This is a genomic window from Granulicella aggregans, from assembly GCF_014203275.1.
Taxonomy (GTDB): domain Bacteria; phylum Acidobacteriota; class Terriglobia; order Terriglobales; family Acidobacteriaceae; genus Edaphobacter.
The window spans coordinates 247,620-264,453 of record NZ_JACHIP010000006.1 but is presented as its reverse complement, the minus strand read 5'-3'; the positions used below and the strand labels follow the sequence as shown (position 1 = coordinate 264,453).

Annotated in this window: 14 protein-coding genes; 4 read left to right on the top strand and 10 right to left on the bottom strand. The window is 60.3% G+C overall.

From position 1 onward, the window contains the following. Nucleotides 1-110: 110 nt before the first annotated feature. The 3 genes from HDF16_RS21035 to HDF16_RS21025 form a co-directional block, all read right to left on the bottom strand. Nucleotides 111-1,100, bottom strand: coding sequence for a CPBP family intramembrane glutamic endopeptidase (locus HDF16_RS21035; protein ID WP_184221289.1), 990 nt, complete (start codon nucleotides 1,098-1,100; stop codon nucleotides 111-113). Beyond that, entirely contained in the window at nucleotides 1,097-4,159 is a 3,063-nt protein-coding gene (gene uvrA / locus HDF16_RS21030; protein ID WP_184221288.1) for an excinuclease ABC subunit UvrA, read from the bottom strand. Before uvrA ends, HDF16_RS21035 begins: the two co-directional genes overlap by 4 nt. Before the next feature lie 568 nt (nucleotides 4,160-4,727). Then, nucleotides 4,728-5,447, bottom strand: a complete 720-nt coding sequence (locus tag HDF16_RS21025; protein WP_221312979.1) for a hypothetical protein — start codon at nucleotides 5,445-5,447, stop codon at nucleotides 4,728-4,730. A 259-nt stretch (nucleotides 5,448-5,706) separates the two neighbouring features. Between HDF16_RS21025 and HDF16_RS21020 the strand changes: the two genes are divergently transcribed. The 3 genes from HDF16_RS21020 to HDF16_RS21010 all read left to right on the top strand — a co-directional run bounded on the left by HDF16_RS21020 (nucleotide 5,707) and on the right by HDF16_RS21010 (nucleotide 8,550). Further along, nucleotides 5,707-6,825 carry a hypothetical protein gene (locus HDF16_RS21020; RefSeq protein WP_184221284.1) on the top strand — a complete coding sequence of 373 codons (1,119 nt, stop codon included), beginning with the start codon at nucleotides 5,707-5,709 and terminating at the stop codon, nucleotides 6,823-6,825. Between the two features lie 105 nt (nucleotides 6,826-6,930). Next, nucleotides 6,931-7,572, top strand: coding sequence for a nitroreductase family protein (locus HDF16_RS21015; protein ID WP_184221282.1), 642 nt, complete (start codon nucleotides 6,931-6,933; stop codon nucleotides 7,570-7,572). Nucleotides 7,573-7,599: 27 nt separating this feature from the next. Beyond that, nucleotides 7,600-8,550: an alpha/beta fold hydrolase gene (locus tag HDF16_RS21010; RefSeq protein WP_184221280.1), complete on the top strand. Its 951-nt coding sequence runs from the start codon at nucleotides 7,600-7,602 to the stop codon at nucleotides 8,548-8,550. A 53-nt stretch (nucleotides 8,551-8,603) separates the two neighbouring features. Here the strand turns inward: HDF16_RS21010 and HDF16_RS21005 are convergent, their stop codons facing one another. The 5 genes from HDF16_RS21005 to HDF16_RS20985 form a co-directional block, all read right to left on the bottom strand. Then, on the bottom strand, nucleotides 8,604-9,221 hold the full coding sequence (locus tag HDF16_RS21005) for a UbiX family flavin prenyltransferase (RefSeq protein WP_184221278.1): 618 nt from the start codon (nucleotides 9,219-9,221) through the stop codon (nucleotides 8,604-8,606). A gap of 44 nt (nucleotides 9,222-9,265) precedes the next feature. Next, nucleotides 9,266-9,835, bottom strand: a complete 570-nt coding sequence (locus HDF16_RS21000; RefSeq protein WP_246409519.1) for a YkgJ family cysteine cluster protein — start codon at nucleotides 9,833-9,835, stop codon at nucleotides 9,266-9,268. 82 nt (nucleotides 9,836-9,917) lie between these two features. Then, nucleotides 9,918-10,292: a hypothetical protein gene (locus tag HDF16_RS20995; RefSeq protein ID WP_221312977.1), complete on the bottom strand. Its 375-nt coding sequence runs from the start codon at nucleotides 10,290-10,292 to the stop codon at nucleotides 9,918-9,920. A gap of 157 nt (nucleotides 10,293-10,449) precedes the next feature. Then, nucleotides 10,450-11,748: an adenylosuccinate lyase gene (purB, locus tag HDF16_RS20990; protein ID WP_184221272.1), complete on the bottom strand. Its 1,299-nt coding sequence runs from the start codon at nucleotides 11,746-11,748 to the stop codon at nucleotides 10,450-10,452. Next, entirely contained in the window at nucleotides 11,745-11,999 is a 255-nt protein-coding gene (locus HDF16_RS20985) for a glutaredoxin family protein (RefSeq protein ID WP_184221270.1), read from the bottom strand. Before HDF16_RS20985 ends, purB begins: the two co-directional genes overlap by 4 nt. A 151-nt stretch (nucleotides 12,000-12,150) precedes the next feature. On the opposite strand from HDF16_RS20985, the gene HDF16_RS20980 reads away from it, so the two are divergent. After that, nucleotides 12,151-12,552, top strand: coding sequence for a bleomycin resistance family protein (locus HDF16_RS20980; protein WP_184221268.1), 402 nt, complete (start codon nucleotides 12,151-12,153; stop codon nucleotides 12,550-12,552). 264 nt (nucleotides 12,553-12,816) lie between these two features. Here the strand turns inward: HDF16_RS20980 and HDF16_RS20975 are convergent, their stop codons facing one another. Further along, the gene (locus HDF16_RS20975) at nucleotides 12,817-14,304 is read right to left on the bottom strand and encodes a UDP-N-acetylmuramoyl-L-alanyl-D-glutamate--2,6-diaminopimelate ligase (RefSeq protein WP_184221266.1); all 1,488 of its coding nucleotides are present in this window, start codon (nucleotides 14,302-14,304) and stop codon (nucleotides 12,817-12,819) included. A 157-nt stretch (nucleotides 14,305-14,461) separates the two neighbouring features. Next, a complete protein-coding gene (locus tag HDF16_RS20970; RefSeq protein ID WP_184221264.1) occupies nucleotides 14,462-16,789 on the bottom strand; it encodes a penicillin-binding transpeptidase domain-containing protein in 2,328 nt (775 codons plus the stop codon). Between the last annotated feature and the right edge of the window lie 45 nt (nucleotides 16,790-16,834).

Here is a 16,834-nt window from a genome sequence, read left to right as displayed (position 1 = left end):
GTTCCGGTGGCGAAACCCCATGCATTCGGCTCTTGGCTAAGAACGCGCGATCTACTCCAAAGATACCGGGAACAGGGAACTAAGTCCACTGCAACCGTTGCGAGCGGAGTTCATTTCGCCATCCGATCGAGATGTCGAAATCCGCCTGTCGCAACGAAAATGGTGATGAATACCGACAGGTTGTAACTCGCGTGCACAATCGTCGAACAAGCTACCGACTTCGACCGTACCCGGATCGTCGTCAATATCAGCGACACGAAGAACAGGACAGCGACCCCGCCCCACGCATGCGCGATCTGCTCCGCGTGCAGCAAAGCGAACAGCACACTGCTCGCGACGCTGGCCGTCACCACTGCCGTCTGGCTGCGAAAGAACAGGTTGCCAGTCTCTCCATCGAGCCCAGCGTGCGCGTCCTCCGGAAACGTGGCAAGATGCCGTGGAGGCTCTGCTCCTGCAAGCTTCGCCGCGAAGATCGTCGCCGAATATCGTAACGTCGCATGTATCCAGTCGAAGCCGATGGCGAAGGCTGGAAGCAGAAATCCGCGAAACACAATCTCCTCGAAGAGCGGGGCCAGCAGCGTGCCAAAGAACGCCACGATCCACACATCAGAAGGCGTACGAAAGAAGTCGTCCATGGGCAGCGACTTCGGCATGGGGATCAGGCTGGAGACCGCCTGCACCGCCAGCCCCACTGCGAGCCCGAGAGGAACCAGGCGGAAGCCATGGCGCATCGCCGTGCGCCCGTCCCAATTGATCCCTGCAAGAAACCCACGCTCGAAGAACACCGGGAAGACCGCAAAGCTCACGCCCAGCGCAGCCAGGTAGACACCTGCCTGCGCCACAAGTTGCCGCTTGGGCTGGATGAGCCGCGTTGCTGCCGAGGCCCCCGTCGCGGAGTGTGCAAATGCAGCCAGCACCACTTGCGCGAGAAAGAACAGCAACACCGTGATCGCCAGCAGCAGAAGAACGTGGCCAATGTGCGGGACCCTCGATGAAGGACCGTCGTCTGTGAAAGACGTCCAAAGATCGGGGCCCTCCTGCGAAGCTTCGCGCTTCAGATCTTCGGATACCGGCGCGTCCTCGTTGAACTCCCCGCTCATGCCTTCTTCGGCCTTCCCACAGCCTTCTTCGCCGCTTTCCTTGTGGCCTTCTTCTTCGCTGTAGGTTCAGGCATGGCGCGAGCCGTCGGCACCCCGGTCTTCTTCTCCGGAGCCACAAACTTCCCACGCGGCTCCTTCTTCCTGTCCTCCGCCGCAACAATATCCAGCGGCTGTGGCCCCGCATGACTCTGCGCACCATTCAGCGTCACGCCGCCCGGCAGAGAAGCATAGTACCTGGCCAGAAAGCTGCCCGTATGCGATCCCGCAACAGTCGACACCTGCTCCGGTGTCCCATGCGCGATCACACGGCCGCCGCCCTCGCCACCCTCCGGGCCCATATCGAGGATGTAGTCCGCATTGCGAATGATGTCGAGATTGTGCTCGATGATGACCACTGTGTTGCCGAGGTCCGTCAGCCGATGCAGCACCTCCAGCAGTTTGCGCACGTCATCGAAGTGCAGCCCCGTCGTCGGCTCGTCCAGCAAATAAAGCGTCCGTCCCGTCTGCCGCTTCGAGAGCTCCCGCGCGAGCTTCATGCGCTGTGCCTCACCGCCCGAAAGCGTCGTCGCCGACTGCCCGAGGTGAATGTATCCCAGCCCCACATCCACCAGCGTCTGCAACTTGATATTGACGGTGGGAATGTCCTTCAGGATCGGCACGGCGTCTTCAATCGGCAGATCGAGCAAATCCGCAATCGAGTAGCCATTGAACTTTACCGCCAGCGTCTCCTGATTGTAACGACGACCGTTACATACTTCGCAGAGCACGTAGACATCCGGCAGGAAGTTCATCTCGATCCGCCGCTGCCCTTCGCCTTGGCAAGCCTCACAGCGTCCGCCCTGAACGTTGAACGAGAACCGTCCCGGCTTGTAGCCACGCTCACGCGAATCCGGCAGCATAGCGAATAAGTCACGCATCGCCGTAAACACGCCTGTGTACGTGGCCGGATTCGACCGCGGAGTCCGCCCAATCGGCGACTGGTCGATCTGAATCACTTTGTCGAGCTGGTCGATCCCACGCACCGCTCCATGCTTGCCTGGCTCCTCGCGCGATCCGTAAAGCTCCTTCGCCAGCGCGCGATAGAGGATATCGTTGACCAGCGTGCTCTTGCCCGACCCACTCACACCCGTGACTACCGTCATCACGCCGAGAGGGAAGTGAGCCGTTACCTCGTTCAAATTATGCGAGTGCGCGCCTTCCACCGTCAGCCACTTGCCGGTCAGCGGCCGCGGAGCTTTATCCGGAGTAGGCCGCGTCACAATGTCGATCTTGCCCGCAAGATACTGCCCGGTGATCGAAGCCGGGTTGTCCATGATCTCCTGCGGCGTTCCGCTAGCGATCAGGTAGCCGCCGTTTTTCCCAGCGCCCGGCCCCAGATCCAGCACATAATCCGCCTTGCGAATTGTGTCTTCATCGTGCTCGACCACCAGCACCGTATTGCCCAGATCGCGCAGCGCCTCAAGCGCCGTAATCAAGCGCTGATTGTCCCGCTGATGCAGCCCAATCGAAGGCTCGTCGAGCACATACAGCACCCCGCGCAGCTTCGATCCAATCTGCGTCGCCAGTCGAATCCGCTGGCCCTCTCCACCCGACAAGGTAGCCGCCGAACGATCCAGCGACAGATACCCCAGCCCTACTGCATTTAAGAACTCCAACCGCTCGATGATCTCCCGCTGCAGCCTGTCCGCAATGATGCGGTCGCGCCCGGTGAACGCCATACTTCGCGCTCCCGTCAGCGCCCGCTCCAGAGACAGCGCCGTAAAGTCCGCAATCGACGCTGCTTTCGTCTCGTCCGCAACACCGATCGGCACCGTCACCGCCAGTGACTCAGGCCTTAGCCTCCGCCCCTGGCATTGAGGGCATGTCGTCGCCGACATGTACTGCATCATGTACTCGCGATAGCCCTCGCTCTTCGTGTCCTCGAGGTTCGCACGCAGATACGCAAAGATCCCATGGAACCCCGTCCGCGTCGACTCGCCCTTCGGCGGCCCATACATCAGCAGATCCTGCTCAACCTTCGTCAACTCCGCGAACGGCAGCTTCAGGTTGATCTTGTACCGCTCGCCCGCCAGCTTAATCAAACGCAGCAGATACGCCGACCCCGACCCCGGCCCCATCGCTCCATCCAGCAGCGGCTTCGACCAGTCCGTGATCGTCTTGCCAGGGTCGAAGTCGTAGATGCTCCCCAGCCCATGGCACTCCGGGCATGCCCCGTAGTTCGAGTTGAACGAGAAGCTCCTCGGCTCCAGCTTCGGCACATTGATGCCGCAGTCCGGGCAAGCCATCGAGGACGAGTACAGCGTCTCCTCCATGCCATGAATCCCGATCAGCACCAGCCCGTTCGCCATCTGCAGCGCCTTCGCCACCGATGTCTCCAGCCGCCGCGTATCGTACTTCTTTCCCGTCGTCTCCGCATCGGGATTCAGCTTCAGAATGATCCGGTCGACCACCGCCTCAACCGTATGGTTCTTGCGCTTTTCCAGCCGCATCCCCTCGGTCAGCTCCGTCATCTCGCCATCGATGCGTGCCCGGAATCCCTGCTGGTCAAGCGCCTCCAGCTCTTCGCGGAACTCACCCTTACGCCCGCGCACAATCGGCGCGTAGACGGTAATCCGCTCACCCGGTGCCAGCGCGACAATCCGCTCCACAATCTGATCCGCACTCTGCCGCGATATCGGCAACGCGCAATTCGGGCAATGTGGCTGACCCACACTCGCGTACAGCAGTCGAAGATAGTCGTAAATCTCCGTGATCGTCCCCACGGTCGATCGCGGACTGCGGCTGGTCGTCTTCTGTTCGATCGAGATCGCCGGTGACAATCCATCGATCGCATCGACGTCCGGCCGCTCCATCTGGTCAAGAAACTGCCGCGCATACGCCGACAGCGTCTCGACATACCGCCGTTGCCCCTCGGCGTAGATCGTGTCGAAGGCGAGGGAAGACTTGCCGGAGCCGGACAGGCCGGTCACGACCGTCAGCGTGTTGCGCGGAATGCTGACGTCGACGTTGCGAAGATTGTGCTGGCGCGCACCGCGAACCGTAATGTGGGTAATGCTCATAGCGAGAGTGGCCGCTACAGGGCCAAGTCTCTAGGATACGGCATTTGTCTCAATCAATTGCAACGGCGGCAAAGCGCAGCAACATCGCATCAGCGATACCCACAACCACCCAGGGCAACGTTTGCCGCGTCACAGGTATCAGAAGTTGCAACACGTTCGGTGTACATATACAGAACGGTCACAAAACTCTGAGACAATGAAGTACATCGCATTACTTGTAATTCGGGCTCCGTAGCTTGTTCTCCAGTGTTCCGTTCAATCTTGTCGGTGTTTAGGCCATCGTTGGTCCAGGGGTGTGTTTTGAGTGCTTCCATTGTTCTCGTTTGTGCAGTATTAGCCTCAATGGCCGCCGGAGTGCTTCTTTCCTACGGCCTGTGTCAGGCACTCTTCGCCCTGTTCCACAGTCAGGCCAGACAGAGAGCGGAGCAGGCACCGCTCCCCGTCGCTCCGCCCCGAGTGGTCCAGGGCTAAGCCCCTCGAAAGCTCTTTCGGACGCGCCGACGCCCGCCTGTAGAAGTCATAAGTGAATATCCGCACCGACATTTCATAGCGAAATTTATCTCAGCAGCTACTCCTGCGGAGCGGCCTGCTGCTGCGATCCTTGCAGTTGTAGCTGCTCATAGATCTGTTGCGGAGTCTTCTGCTGGTCGCCGGCACCTGAAGTGCCACCAGGCCCGAAGCCAGGCGGCGGCGCAAATGCCGGAGAGCCGTCTGGGTTCGCACTTGCAGGGCCCCTGCCCGTATTGGTGGGAGGCTGGAAGGGTCGCACCGGCGGAACATACTGCTGCTGCGGTTCAACGTCATTCCGTGAGTAATTTCCAGCATTTGCGCTGGGCGGCGTCGCTCCCCCGCGCCGGGGAGTGAGGATCAACTCCGCTGGGCCACTCTTGTTATCCACCAGCAACATGTTGCTGCCGCTGCCGTCCAGCAGGGAAGCGAGCACTTCGGAGACCGGCGACGGTCCGTACTGTCCGAAGACGCTGTCCTCTCCAGCCGATCCGCTGATCTTCATCCCAGTCTTCTGCGATATCTGCTGTAGTATCTGGCCGAGGCTGGCATTAGCCGCACTCACTGTCAGCATTCCGTTAGCGTAAGTCACTTCGAGCTTTGTTTGAGGCCTCGCCGCGGCATTCGAAAAACCGGAGGTCTGCGATGCCGCTCCGGTCGGGGGCGCCGCGGTAGGCTGAGCCGCGGGAAGGCTGGATCCCGCAACGGATGATTGCCCATTCGCTGCGACCTGTCCGACAGCCGAAGTTGTCCCTGCACCTAGCAGCATCGATGCCAGCACGAACGAAGCTTCCCGGATTGGCAGTGAACGGCTCATACCATGGATGGGACGCAGAACCGATGCAAACGTTATGACTGCAGCAACAATCCCTCCTTATTCTAGACCCTCCCTGCTGCCTCGGGAAGAGTTGCGCCACCGCCAGGCCTTGTCCTTGTACTAAACTTCTCTTGCCCCTCTCCCGCAGCCGTTTCGGCGGAGGTCAGGGCTAACATCGCGCTGCCGCATTTTGAGACAGTGAAAGAGTCGCATCGAAGGAGCTATGGAAATCCTCGAAAACAATGACGGGCATGGCAGCTCCGCAACGCGGTTCAGAGCGCTTCTCCTGGTGATCGCTCTTTTTGCCGCAGTCAACTCCTATGGCGAGGTCTGCACCACGCAATCGCAGATGAAGCCCGCCGACCGGGACGTCATTGCCAGTGCCGCTAAAATCCTCTCGTCGAAAGTCCAGACCAACGATATCGCCGGTCTCCGCACGCAGAGCGTTCCCGAGATTGCAAAAGATTACGCGTCCATGACCTCTCTCGTCGCCGCAACCTCTACAAAGATCGCCGCCGCTCCCTTGGCCGTCGATCAGATCTATCTCCTCGACGCAACCAACCTTAAGACGCTCGCCGACGGAACCAACCAGGACTCCCAGTTCTTCTGCTCCCTCAACAACTCCATCGCGGAAGCGACCTTCTTCATTCCCGCCCTGCCACCCGGACGTTACGCCTACGCCCAGGTCCTCGCCCCGAGCGCGACATCTCCCTGGCGGCTCGCCTATCTCCTCCGACAGGATGCATCCGGCAACTGGGCTATGGCCGGCTTCTATCCTAGGTCACTCACCGCTGCCAGTCACGATGGCCTCTGGTACTGGACCCAGGCACGCGACCAAATCAAGAACAAGCACCTCTGGACGGGATACCTCCTCTATCAGGAGGCCCAGTCTCTCCTCCAGCCCGTAGGCTTCGTCGGCAGCACTCACCTCGAACAGCTGCACAAGGAGGCATCCGCGTCCGCACCCCCAGCGCTCTCCGAAGGCATCAGCCCGGAGGCTCCCCTTGTCGTAAAAGGGCAGACCGGCGCGGAGTTCCGCTTCACCAATCTCACCACGGACGATTCCATCGGAGGCGACAAGCTCTACGTCGTCGTCCACCTTGCGCCGGACCCGGAACCGGAACCCGCGACAACCCCGGGGACGCCCCCCGCCAAAGCCACTCCCAAGCCTGCTCCCGCAACCGCACCGCTATCTCCGAAGGATCGCAATGCCAGCGCCATGGTCGCATTGCTGGCGGCGTATCCTGAGCTCAAATCCACCTTCGGCGGGGTCTGGGTCTTTGCCGACAACCCGGGCAAGAACCCCTTTGTGACCGAACAACCGATGGCCGAGATTCGGTAGGCCGCAGCCACCCTGCAACCGTCGTGAAAAATGCTATCTTGGGACTCGCCAGGGTAAAGCAGGCTCCCCTGCTCTGAGATACCTCAAAGCAGCACAAGGAAGAACATGGAAAAGCCTCTCTCGCAGGCGATCGCCGGACGTCGTGCCACTCCAAGCTTCGATGGCCGCCCCATCCCCGCCGGCGACCTGAAAAAGATCCTGGAGGCGGGCCTCGCCGCTCCCAGCGGATACAACCTGCAGCCATGGCGATTTATCGTCGTCCAGTCGCCGGAGCAGAAAAAACGCCTCCGCGCAGCGAGCTACAACCAGGCCAAGGTCGAAGAAGCCTCTGCAGTCATCGTGGCGTGTGGTGACTCCGATGGATGGCGCCGCGACCTTGACTTGATGCTTCAGCAGGGCCGAGATGGTGGCATGCCTGAAAGCTACGCGGAACAGGCAAAGATCAGCGTCCCAAATTACTTCTCCAGCTTCTCCAGCGAGAAGATGCACGCCTGGCTCAACAAGCATGTCATGCTCGCCTACGCCTTCATGATGCTTACCGCCGAAAGCCTCGGCTATGACACCGCTCCCATGGAAGGCTTCGAGGAGGAAAAGGTTCGCGAGACCCTGCGGCTGCCCCTCAGCTACCGTGTCGTCGCGCTCCTCGCACTCGGCCATGTTAAGGGACCCGAGAAGTTCGACGGAGGCCGCTTTAACATCGCCCACACTGTCTTCGGAGAAGAGTTTGGCAAGCCGCTGAAGGTCTGAGACGGCGAATCTGGAGAGTTGCACATCGTGAAAAACTTGCTTCGACTCTCCGGCCTCTGCCTTTTGCTCTTACTCGTTCTTCTTCTCGCTTTCTATCTCCATCCCGTCTGGTTCAACGACGAACACACCCGCTTCGCCCTCTGGCACCACGGCGTGAAGAGCACCTACATCGAAGCCGGTGGATACCGCGTCCACTACTTCGAAGCGAAACCGGCAACCGGCCCCGGCATCCCTCTCGTCCTGATTCACGGCCTCGGTTCACGCGGCGAAGACTGGGCTTCCTTGATCCCTCAGTTCGCAGCCAATGGCTTCCACGTCTATGCTCCGGACCTCCTCGGCTACGGCCGCACCGACCATCCCGACATCGACTACGCCATCTCTTCCCAGGAAAAGATGGTCGCCAGCTTCATGAACGCTGTCGGCCTACCCCAGGCCGATGTCGCCGGATGGTCGATGGGCGGATGGGTCGCCGCTAAACTCGCCCTCGAGCATCCAGATCTTGTCAGCCGTCTCGTGCTCTACGACAGCGCAGGCATCTACTTCGGCTCCTTCGACACCAGCCTCTTCACTCCAAGCGACACCGCCGGACTTGCGAGACTGACGGCGATGCTTCAACCCTATCCGCCAAAGATTCCCGAGTTCGCCGCGAAGGATGCGCTTCGCGGCCTCGAGTCCAACTACTGGGTCATCCGCCGCACCATCAACTCTATGACCAGCGGTCGCGATCTCCTCGACTTCCGCCTGCATGCTCTCCGCAAACCGACCTTGGTCGTTTGGGGCGGCAAAGACGCCTTGATCCCGCTCACCGTCGGTCAGTCCATGCACCACCTCATTGCAGGATCATCTTTTGTCGTCGCCGAAGCCTGCGGTCATCTGGCCCCGGTTCAGTGCGCACCCGTCGTGATGCCAGCAACCCTGGACTTCCTCAAGTCCAACCCACCCTGGCGCGATGTCGAACAGAAGCTTCCCGGCAATTAGGCCCGCGTGCCCCATTTATCATGGCGCCATCGTGATGAGTGGGAGGTAAGCCCTCAAACGGTCTCGTCCGCCTGCCACTGATAAGCTCCGACTTGCGGCAGCCCCATGTGCGCCAGCACTCGCTGCACAAACTGCACCGCCATCTCAGCCGTGCTCTGCGGCCTGTTATAAAGCGTTGGCATCACTGGAAAGATCGTTGCCCCCGCATCCGACGCAAGCTGCATATTCCGCAGATGAATCCGATTGAACGGAGTCTCCCGCACACACAGCACCAGCGGCCTCTGCTCCTTCAAGCAAACATCCGCAGCCCGCTCGATCAAGCTGTCCGCCAGCCCATTTGCAATCCCCGCCAGAGTCCCCATGGAGCAGGGAAGCACAACCATCCCATCCGACGGATAGCTCCCACTAGCAATATTCGCCCCGATATTCGCATCCACATGATGCTGAATCTTCTTTGAAGCCGCACCTAGAATTCGCTCGACCAGATCGTTCCGCCCTGCGATCTCCATCTCCTCCGCCATCACCCGCAAAGCACTATCCGACACCACAAGATTCACCTTACCCACGCGCTCATCCGCTTCGAGCATCTTCAGCATCTCGACAGCGAAGATCGCCCCACTGGCCCCCGTAATCCCCAGCGTCAAATTCCGCAGCTTCATTGCATCACCCATCGCTATCGATTATCGCCGAAGCAGTTTGGCGTCCGTTGGCACCATCAACATCCGCGCAGAGCATACGCGATCAGCGTCTCGCCCCGCTTGCCGGTGGCCGCCTCATAAGCCGCATTGCTCTCTTCTTCCAATCCAGGAATCGCCGGATCAAGCTCACACCGCTCGATCTCCTCCGTGCTCGCCTCGATGTAGCAAAGCTCGCACGTCGCCAGGTTGTCTTCCTCGGTCCTCATCGGAGGCCCAAACGTCCGGCAAAGAATCGGACGCGCCTCATACAAATCGCAAGTCCCATGCTCCAGCCCGTTTGCGATGTTGAGCGCCGGACAAGGCTCATTATTCGCGAACTCCTCGAACAAGATCACCTCCTCATACGACTCGCCTAGCACCCCCGTTTCCACATCGCCCGGAAACCACGGATCAAGCCTCCCCAACGCCGAAGCCACCCGAGCGCGGATCCGCTCTGCCCGCTCCGGATCAACTTCACTCAGCGCAACCAACCCATCCCGCAGTCGATCAGCATCCTGCCACCGAATCGGAAACACTCCCACACAACACTGCGAACACCCCGGCCCGCACTTCAGCCACGCGCCACTACGCGCGGTAGAATCTGCCATCGCGGTCGTGACGATTTGAATCAGATCGCCTGGTTGATAAGGTATTTGCATTCACTACTAGAATACGTCGCACCTTCGAAACTCACGGGTGCGGTCGAAGTGCGGCTATCACTGCGACCAACGTGTCGAATAAAGCGAACACCGCCACAACGCTCACAATTACGGCAGCACGCTTCGCACCGGGGAAGTCTGGATCACCCGTCTTGATACCGCCAAATTTAATCCACCATCTCACTACCATTACGGGCACTGCGATTCGGAGAAACCAGAAACCTACAGCTCCCGCGAGGCTCAAGAAGGGAATAAAGAGCAGCCCAAGGCACGCAAGAAGGGCCCACGCGATGATCTTCAGATAGCTCGCATCGCTACACGCCTGGCTGATCCTGCTGGTCTCCGCGGCAGAGAGCAGCGCAGCGGAGCGATCGACAGGAGTGCCGCAGTAAGTGCATTGCGACAAGGAGGTATTGATCGTCTCATTGCAATTCGGGCAGGGAAAAACCATAACCGCAGAAGATAAGCTCAGGCCGCCTGACACGTGCATCACCTCTTTTTTAGAAGTGAGCCTAACACGGTCGCGCTTGGCCTGCGCTCATCCTCCGCAATAACGGCTGTTCTTAGGAAGCTCCCAACACGCGCGCAAAGATCGCATCCACATTCGCCAGTTGCCGCGAATAATCGAACGCGCGAGCCAGCTTCTCCGGGCTCAACCGTCCCGTAATCTCAGGCTCCTTCGCCACCTCATCCTTGAACACCAGCTCTTCCTTCCACGACCGCATTGCGTGTCCCTGCACCAGCCGGTACGCATCCTCGCGCAACATCCCCGACTCCGCCAGATCGAGCAGCAACTGCCCCGAAAAGATCAGCCCACCCGTCGACTCCAGGTTCTTCATCATCCGAGCCGGATACACCATCAGCTTCTCGATCAGCGTTGCCGTCTTCGCCAGCAGATAATCCGCCAGTATCGTCGAGTCCGGCAGAATCACCCGTTCCGCCGACGAGTGCGAGATGTCCCGCTCATGCCACAGCGCCACATTCTCAAACGCCGTCTGCGCATTGCCCCGTACTACACGAGCCAGCCCACTGATCTGCTCGCTCACAATCGGGTTGCGCTTGTGTGGCATCGCGCTTGAACCCTTCTGCTTCTCCGAGAAGAACTCCTCCGCTTCACGAACCTCGGTCCGCTGCAAGTGCCGCACTTCGGTAGCAATCTTATCCAGCGTCGAAACCAACACCGCCAGCGTAGCCACATACGCCGCATGACGGTCCCTCTGAACCACCTGTGTAGCAATCGCGACAGGCGTAAGGCCCAACTCCGCACAGATCGCCTCTTCATGCTCCGGCTTCAGGTGTCCAAACGTCCCGACAGCCCCCGACAACTTGCCGACGCGAAGCTCTTCCGCAGCCGCATCGAAGCGCACAAGATTCCGCTGCGTCTCCGAGTACCAAAGCAGCAGCTTCAACCCAAACGTGGTCGGTTCCGCATGGACCCCATGCGTTCGCCCAATCGTAGGCGTGTGCTTGAACTCCAGCGCCCTTGCCCTCAGCACCTCGCCCAGTCGCACGATCCCCGCGCGAATGATCGCCGAAGCTTCCTTCAGCTGCAGCGCCTGCGCCGTGTCGACGACATCGGTCGAGGTCAGCCCATAGTGAAGCCACCGCGACTCCGGCCCGATATACTCGGCCACGGTTGTCGTAAAGGCGATCACGTCGTGACGAACCTCCGCCTCGATCTCATTGATCCGCGCGACGGTAAAATCTCCCTTGTCGCGAATCGCGTCCGCAGCCTCCTGCGGCACCATCCCTGCCTTGGCCAACGCCTGCGAAGCCGCAATCTCCACCCGCAACCAGCAGCGGTACTTGTTTTCATCCGACCAGATGCGACCCATCTCGGGCCGCGTATACCGTGCAATCACTCACTCACCCCAAACAACTCCGCCATCTCGTCATGCAGAAATCCCTGCCCCGGCTTATACGGCTGCACCCACTTGCCATCGATGACAAATTGCGGAATCGCCCGCTTGCCTACGTTCGCGACCACAGCATCCGCCGCCCCCGGCACTTCTTCGATATCAATCTCGTTGAAAGGAATATTGTGCTTGGCCAGAAAGCGCTTGGCCTCGCGACAGTCGCGGCACCACGAAGCGGAGTAAAGTGTCAGGTCCATCCCACCATTTTACCGTCACGGCCCATAAGGAGCCGTCATTGTCACCAAAAGAACCGTCATCTCGACCGGGGCGAAGCGGAGTGGAGAGCCCCCCGCATTTGTCGTTTTCAGCGATAATCCTCCCATCGAAACTCCCCGCTCGGAGCCACCCATGAACCACTTCGAATGCGTCATACCCATCCTCAACGTCCGCGACTTCGCCGCCTCCATGGACTACTACACCACCAAACTTGGCTTCACCAAGAAGTGGGACTGGGGCACTCCTCCCACCTTCGGCTGCGTCGAGCGTGGCAAGGCCGCCCTCTTCTTCTGTGAAGGCGGCCAGGGCCAGCGCGGCAACTGGATGTCCCTCTTCCTCGATGACGTAGACGCCCTCTATGCCGAGTACCAGCAATCTGGAGCCATTATCCGCGAGCCACCCCGCAACATGCCCTGGGGCACCCGCGAGATGAACATCGAAGATCCCGACGGCAACCGCCTCCGCATGGGCTCAGACGCCACCGGCCCATTCGACGAATCCAATGAGTCGCCCTTCTTCGGAGGCGGAGAATAGTCCTGCTGGTCGAACAGTCCTGCTTATGGAACTGCTGTCCAGTGAAGCGGTTGATGGAACTGTCAACGCGAGTCGAAGGACCTGCTTTCGAACCACCGGAAAATCCATGTGCCCCATTCATCGCAGCGTTATCGCGATGAGTGGGACGTAAACTCTGTTCCATCCAATCTTCCCATCACCTCGGTTCGGGGTGCCCCATCCATGGCTAGCCTTTGGCCATGGTTGGGATGTAAACCTTCACCCCGCTTGATTCCGCACTAAAAGCTACAACTCCCGAAGTACTGACCCGGCCACCGCCGCATCATCAAACGCGACCACTCCATCCGCGAGTATCTGCACTTTCTCGTGCCCCTTCCCCGCGATCAGCACAATATCCCCAGCCTTCGCCGCCCGAATGGCAATCTCGATCGCCCCGCGCCGGTCTTCCTCAACGATGCAAGTAGTCCCGGTAGCCTCTACTCCCGCCAGCGCTTCCGCAGTGATCGCCCCAGGCTCCTCCGTCCGCGGATTATCGCTGGTCAGCACCACCAGATCGCTGCCTTCTCCTGCGGCCCGTCCCATCTTCGGCCTCTTCGTCTTATCGCGATCCCCACCACACCCAAACAGAGTAATCACGCGTCCGTCGTGGGGAGCTACCAACTCCCGGGCCAGCGCAATCAGGCTTCGCAGAGCGTCATCCGTATGCGCATAGTCCACCACCACCGTCACACCATTGTCCGAAGGCACCACCTGAAACCGCCCCGGCACCTGCCCTACCTGGGCCGCACCAGCCACAATCTCATCTACCGTCAACCCGCGCTCATACGCCGCCCCACTAGCCGCCAGCAGGTTGTAGACATTCACCCGCCCCGTCAGCGGCGACACCATCTCGACCGCTCCCTTCGGCGTCATCATCGTGAATCGCGTCTCTCCAGCCTTCATCCGGACATCCATCGCCCGAAACTCCGCACCCTCCTCAAACCCATACGTCACAACCTGAGAGTGCCGCGCCATCTCCGCAATCCTCCGACCATATTCATCGTCGAGATTCACCACCGCGACCCGAGGAGGCACCGTCCCCACGCCCTCAAACAGCCGAAGCTTTGCCGCGAAGTACCGCTCCATCGTCCCGTGATAGTCCAGATGATCCTGCGTCAGGTTGGTGAAGATCGCCACCTCCACCGGTAACCCCCACACCCGCTCCTGCTCCAGAGCGTGCGACGACATCTCCATCACTGCCTCGGTCGCTCCGACCGCCACGCCATCAGCAAACACCGCCAGCACATCCCGCGACTCCGGCGTCGTATGCTCCGACACCCGCACCTCATCGCCCACATGGTACTCAATCGTCCCAATCAGCACGCACGTCCGCCCCACACTCTTCAGCAGCGACTCCACCAGAAACGCCGTCGTCGTCTTCCCATTTGTCCCGGTCACGCCGGTCAGCGCCAGCCTCTTCTCGGGATGCCCCATCACCGCTGCGCTCACCTCAGCCAGCGCTCGCCGCCCATGCTCCACCAGAGCGGCAGCAACATCCGACCGTTCCCGCCCTAACGCTTCATAAGCCGAAAGCGAATCGGTAACAATGGCCGCCGCGCCTTTGCTCAACGCCGCATCGATATACCGGTTGCCATCGGTCGTCTCACCCCGCATAGCAACAAAGACATCGCCAGCCTTCACCCGCCGCGAGTCATACTCAACGCCCGTCACCTCAACGCCCGTGCCACGTCGTTCGGCCGAGCTCAAGGCCGGAAATAATTGCTCAGAGTTCATAGACCACAATCGTATAGCGAACGAAAGCGAGAGGCAGCGAGAAGCAGCTGAGGCCAGCGAACTACAGCGGAAGACAGCAAAGAACAGGAGAGAGGCAGCGCCACTTTACCCTGCCTTTTCGCTACTTCGTGCTCTTCTTTGCTGCTTTTCTCTGCTCTTACCGGCTAAACCGCACCGCCACCTGCGTCCCCTCCGGTACCATCGTTCCCGCCACCGGAACCTGCTGCCGAGCCAGCCCACTGCCCAGCGGTTGCACCCGCAGCCCCGCACGTCCAGCCTCTTCAACAACCGTCCGCAAAGCCGCGCCCTCAAACGAAGGCACCGCCACCCGCTTCACCGAATCGACAACAACAGTCCCGTTGCCACGAGTCTGCGACTCCGGCACAATCTTCGGCGCGACCAGTGAAGCGTTCGCGGTGTCAGGAGCCGGAGTATCCGATCCACCATTCGCGCGGAACGCATCCGCTACCTTCTTCGGCAACAGCTGCATGACGCTACTCTTCACACTCGAGTTCGCCGCAACGCTCGTCGGAGCCAGGGCAGGGGACTGCGCTGCTTCCTGCGTAGCCGAAGCCCGCAGCGGATCATCCGCCGGCAGATTGTTCACATCTGCGAACATCGCCTCCAGATCGCCCGTGTTCTCATTCGGCGAATCATCGGCAACTTCCTTATCGCTCGCAACCTTCGCACCCTTTTGCGGGGTCAACGGCCGGTCATGCGGCACTCCCAAATACTCGAGCACCTGCTGCGCCACCTGCGCAAACACCGGAGCACTCACGGCGCCGCCATACTTGCTCGCGCCCACGGTCGGGTTATCGATCACCACCGTCACCGCAATCGCCGGAGCGCTCACCGGAGCAAACCCCGCAAAGCTCGCCACCAGCTTCGTGTGCGAGTAGGTATGCGTCGCCACATCGATCTTCTGCGCCGTCCCCGTCTTGCCCGCAGAACTATAGCCGTTCAGTCTAGCCTCTTTGCCCGTGCCTTCCGTGACAATGCCTTCCATCATCATCCGCATCTTCGCGGAGGTCAGCTCCTTGATCACGCGATGCGCGCCGTCTGGCAGCTTGTCCGGCAACTGGTTCGAGGGACGAAACGCCGCCGGCTGCAGCCTCGGATCACCCTTCATCTCGTCAGTCGATTGCAGCAGGACGTGCGGCGGCATATACACTCCGCCATTGGCAATTGTGCTCACCATGGTTACAAGTTGGACTGGAGTCACGCCGACCTCCTGCCCAATCGCCATCGAGAGGATGCTAGTCGCGCCCCATCGCTTCGGTGTCCTCAGCAGCCCACGCGTCTCGCTCGGCAGCTCAATGCCGCTGCGATCGCCAAAGCCGTAGCTATGCATGTAGTCGTAGAACTTCTGGTTGCCCAGCTTCAGCGCCATCTTCGCCGCACCCACGTCGCTCGAGTGCTCCAGCGCGTACTGCACCGTCACCACGCCAAAGTGGTCCGTCTTGTCATCATGCAGCGTGCGGCCATACATCGTCATCGCGCCGCCCTGGCAGTCCACCATGTCCGTCGGCTGCACCCCCGCCGCGTCGATAGCTGCCGAATACGCCACCAGCTTGAACGTCGACCCCGGCTCATACACATCGCTCACAGCAAGGTTCGTCAACGACCCCGGCTGCATGTGCCGTGAATCGTTCGGATCGAATCGCGGCGAGATCGCCAGCGCAAGGATCTGCCCGGTGTGCGGGTCCTGCACCACCACAGTCCCGTGCAGCGCCTTCACCTTGTCCATCTGCGCATCCAGCGCAGCCTCAGCCATGTGCTGAATGTTCGAATCAATCGTCAGGACAAGATTCTCGCCTGGCTGCGGCTGACTCTCTTCGCTGCCCAACACATGCCGCTTCGCATCGAGCGCCGTCAGCATATGTCCCGGCTCGCCGTGCATGTCCTGATCGAACTGCCGTTCCAGCCCGCCCAGACCCGTGTCGTCCGTGCCGACATATCCCAGCACCTGCGCCGCCAGATCATTGTTCGGATAAAACCGCTTGAACTCCTTCTGCAGATAGATGCCATGCAGGTTCAACTCACGCACCCGGTTCGCCGTCTCCGGATCGAGCCGCCGAGCCACCCACGCAAAGTTTTTCGAAGCCGTGAACCGCGCCAGGATCTGCGGCTGCGAGGTGAAGTTGTCCTGCGCGTCCGCATGAACGATCTTCGCCAAGATCTCTGCCGCATTCTCGCGGTTCTCTCCCAGCTCCGACGGCACCGCGTACACCGAGTCCACCAGCACCGTCATTGCTAGCTCGCGCAGATTGCGGTCGTACAGCACTCCTCGCCGTGGCGCAACCTCAAACGTCCGCTGCTGCTGCAGGGCAGCACGCTTCACAAAGTCCTGGTGCCGTACCACCTGCAGCCAGAACAGCCGCAGTCCAATCGCCGCCGTCCACACAATAAAAAACATCGCAACGTAAGTGAACCTGACCCTCCGTATAGGAGCGGTCAGGCTCTGGCGTGGCATCTGCCGGGGCATCTGTCTCATCGGTACACCAACTTCTTTAGGAGAATCTGTCGAGCG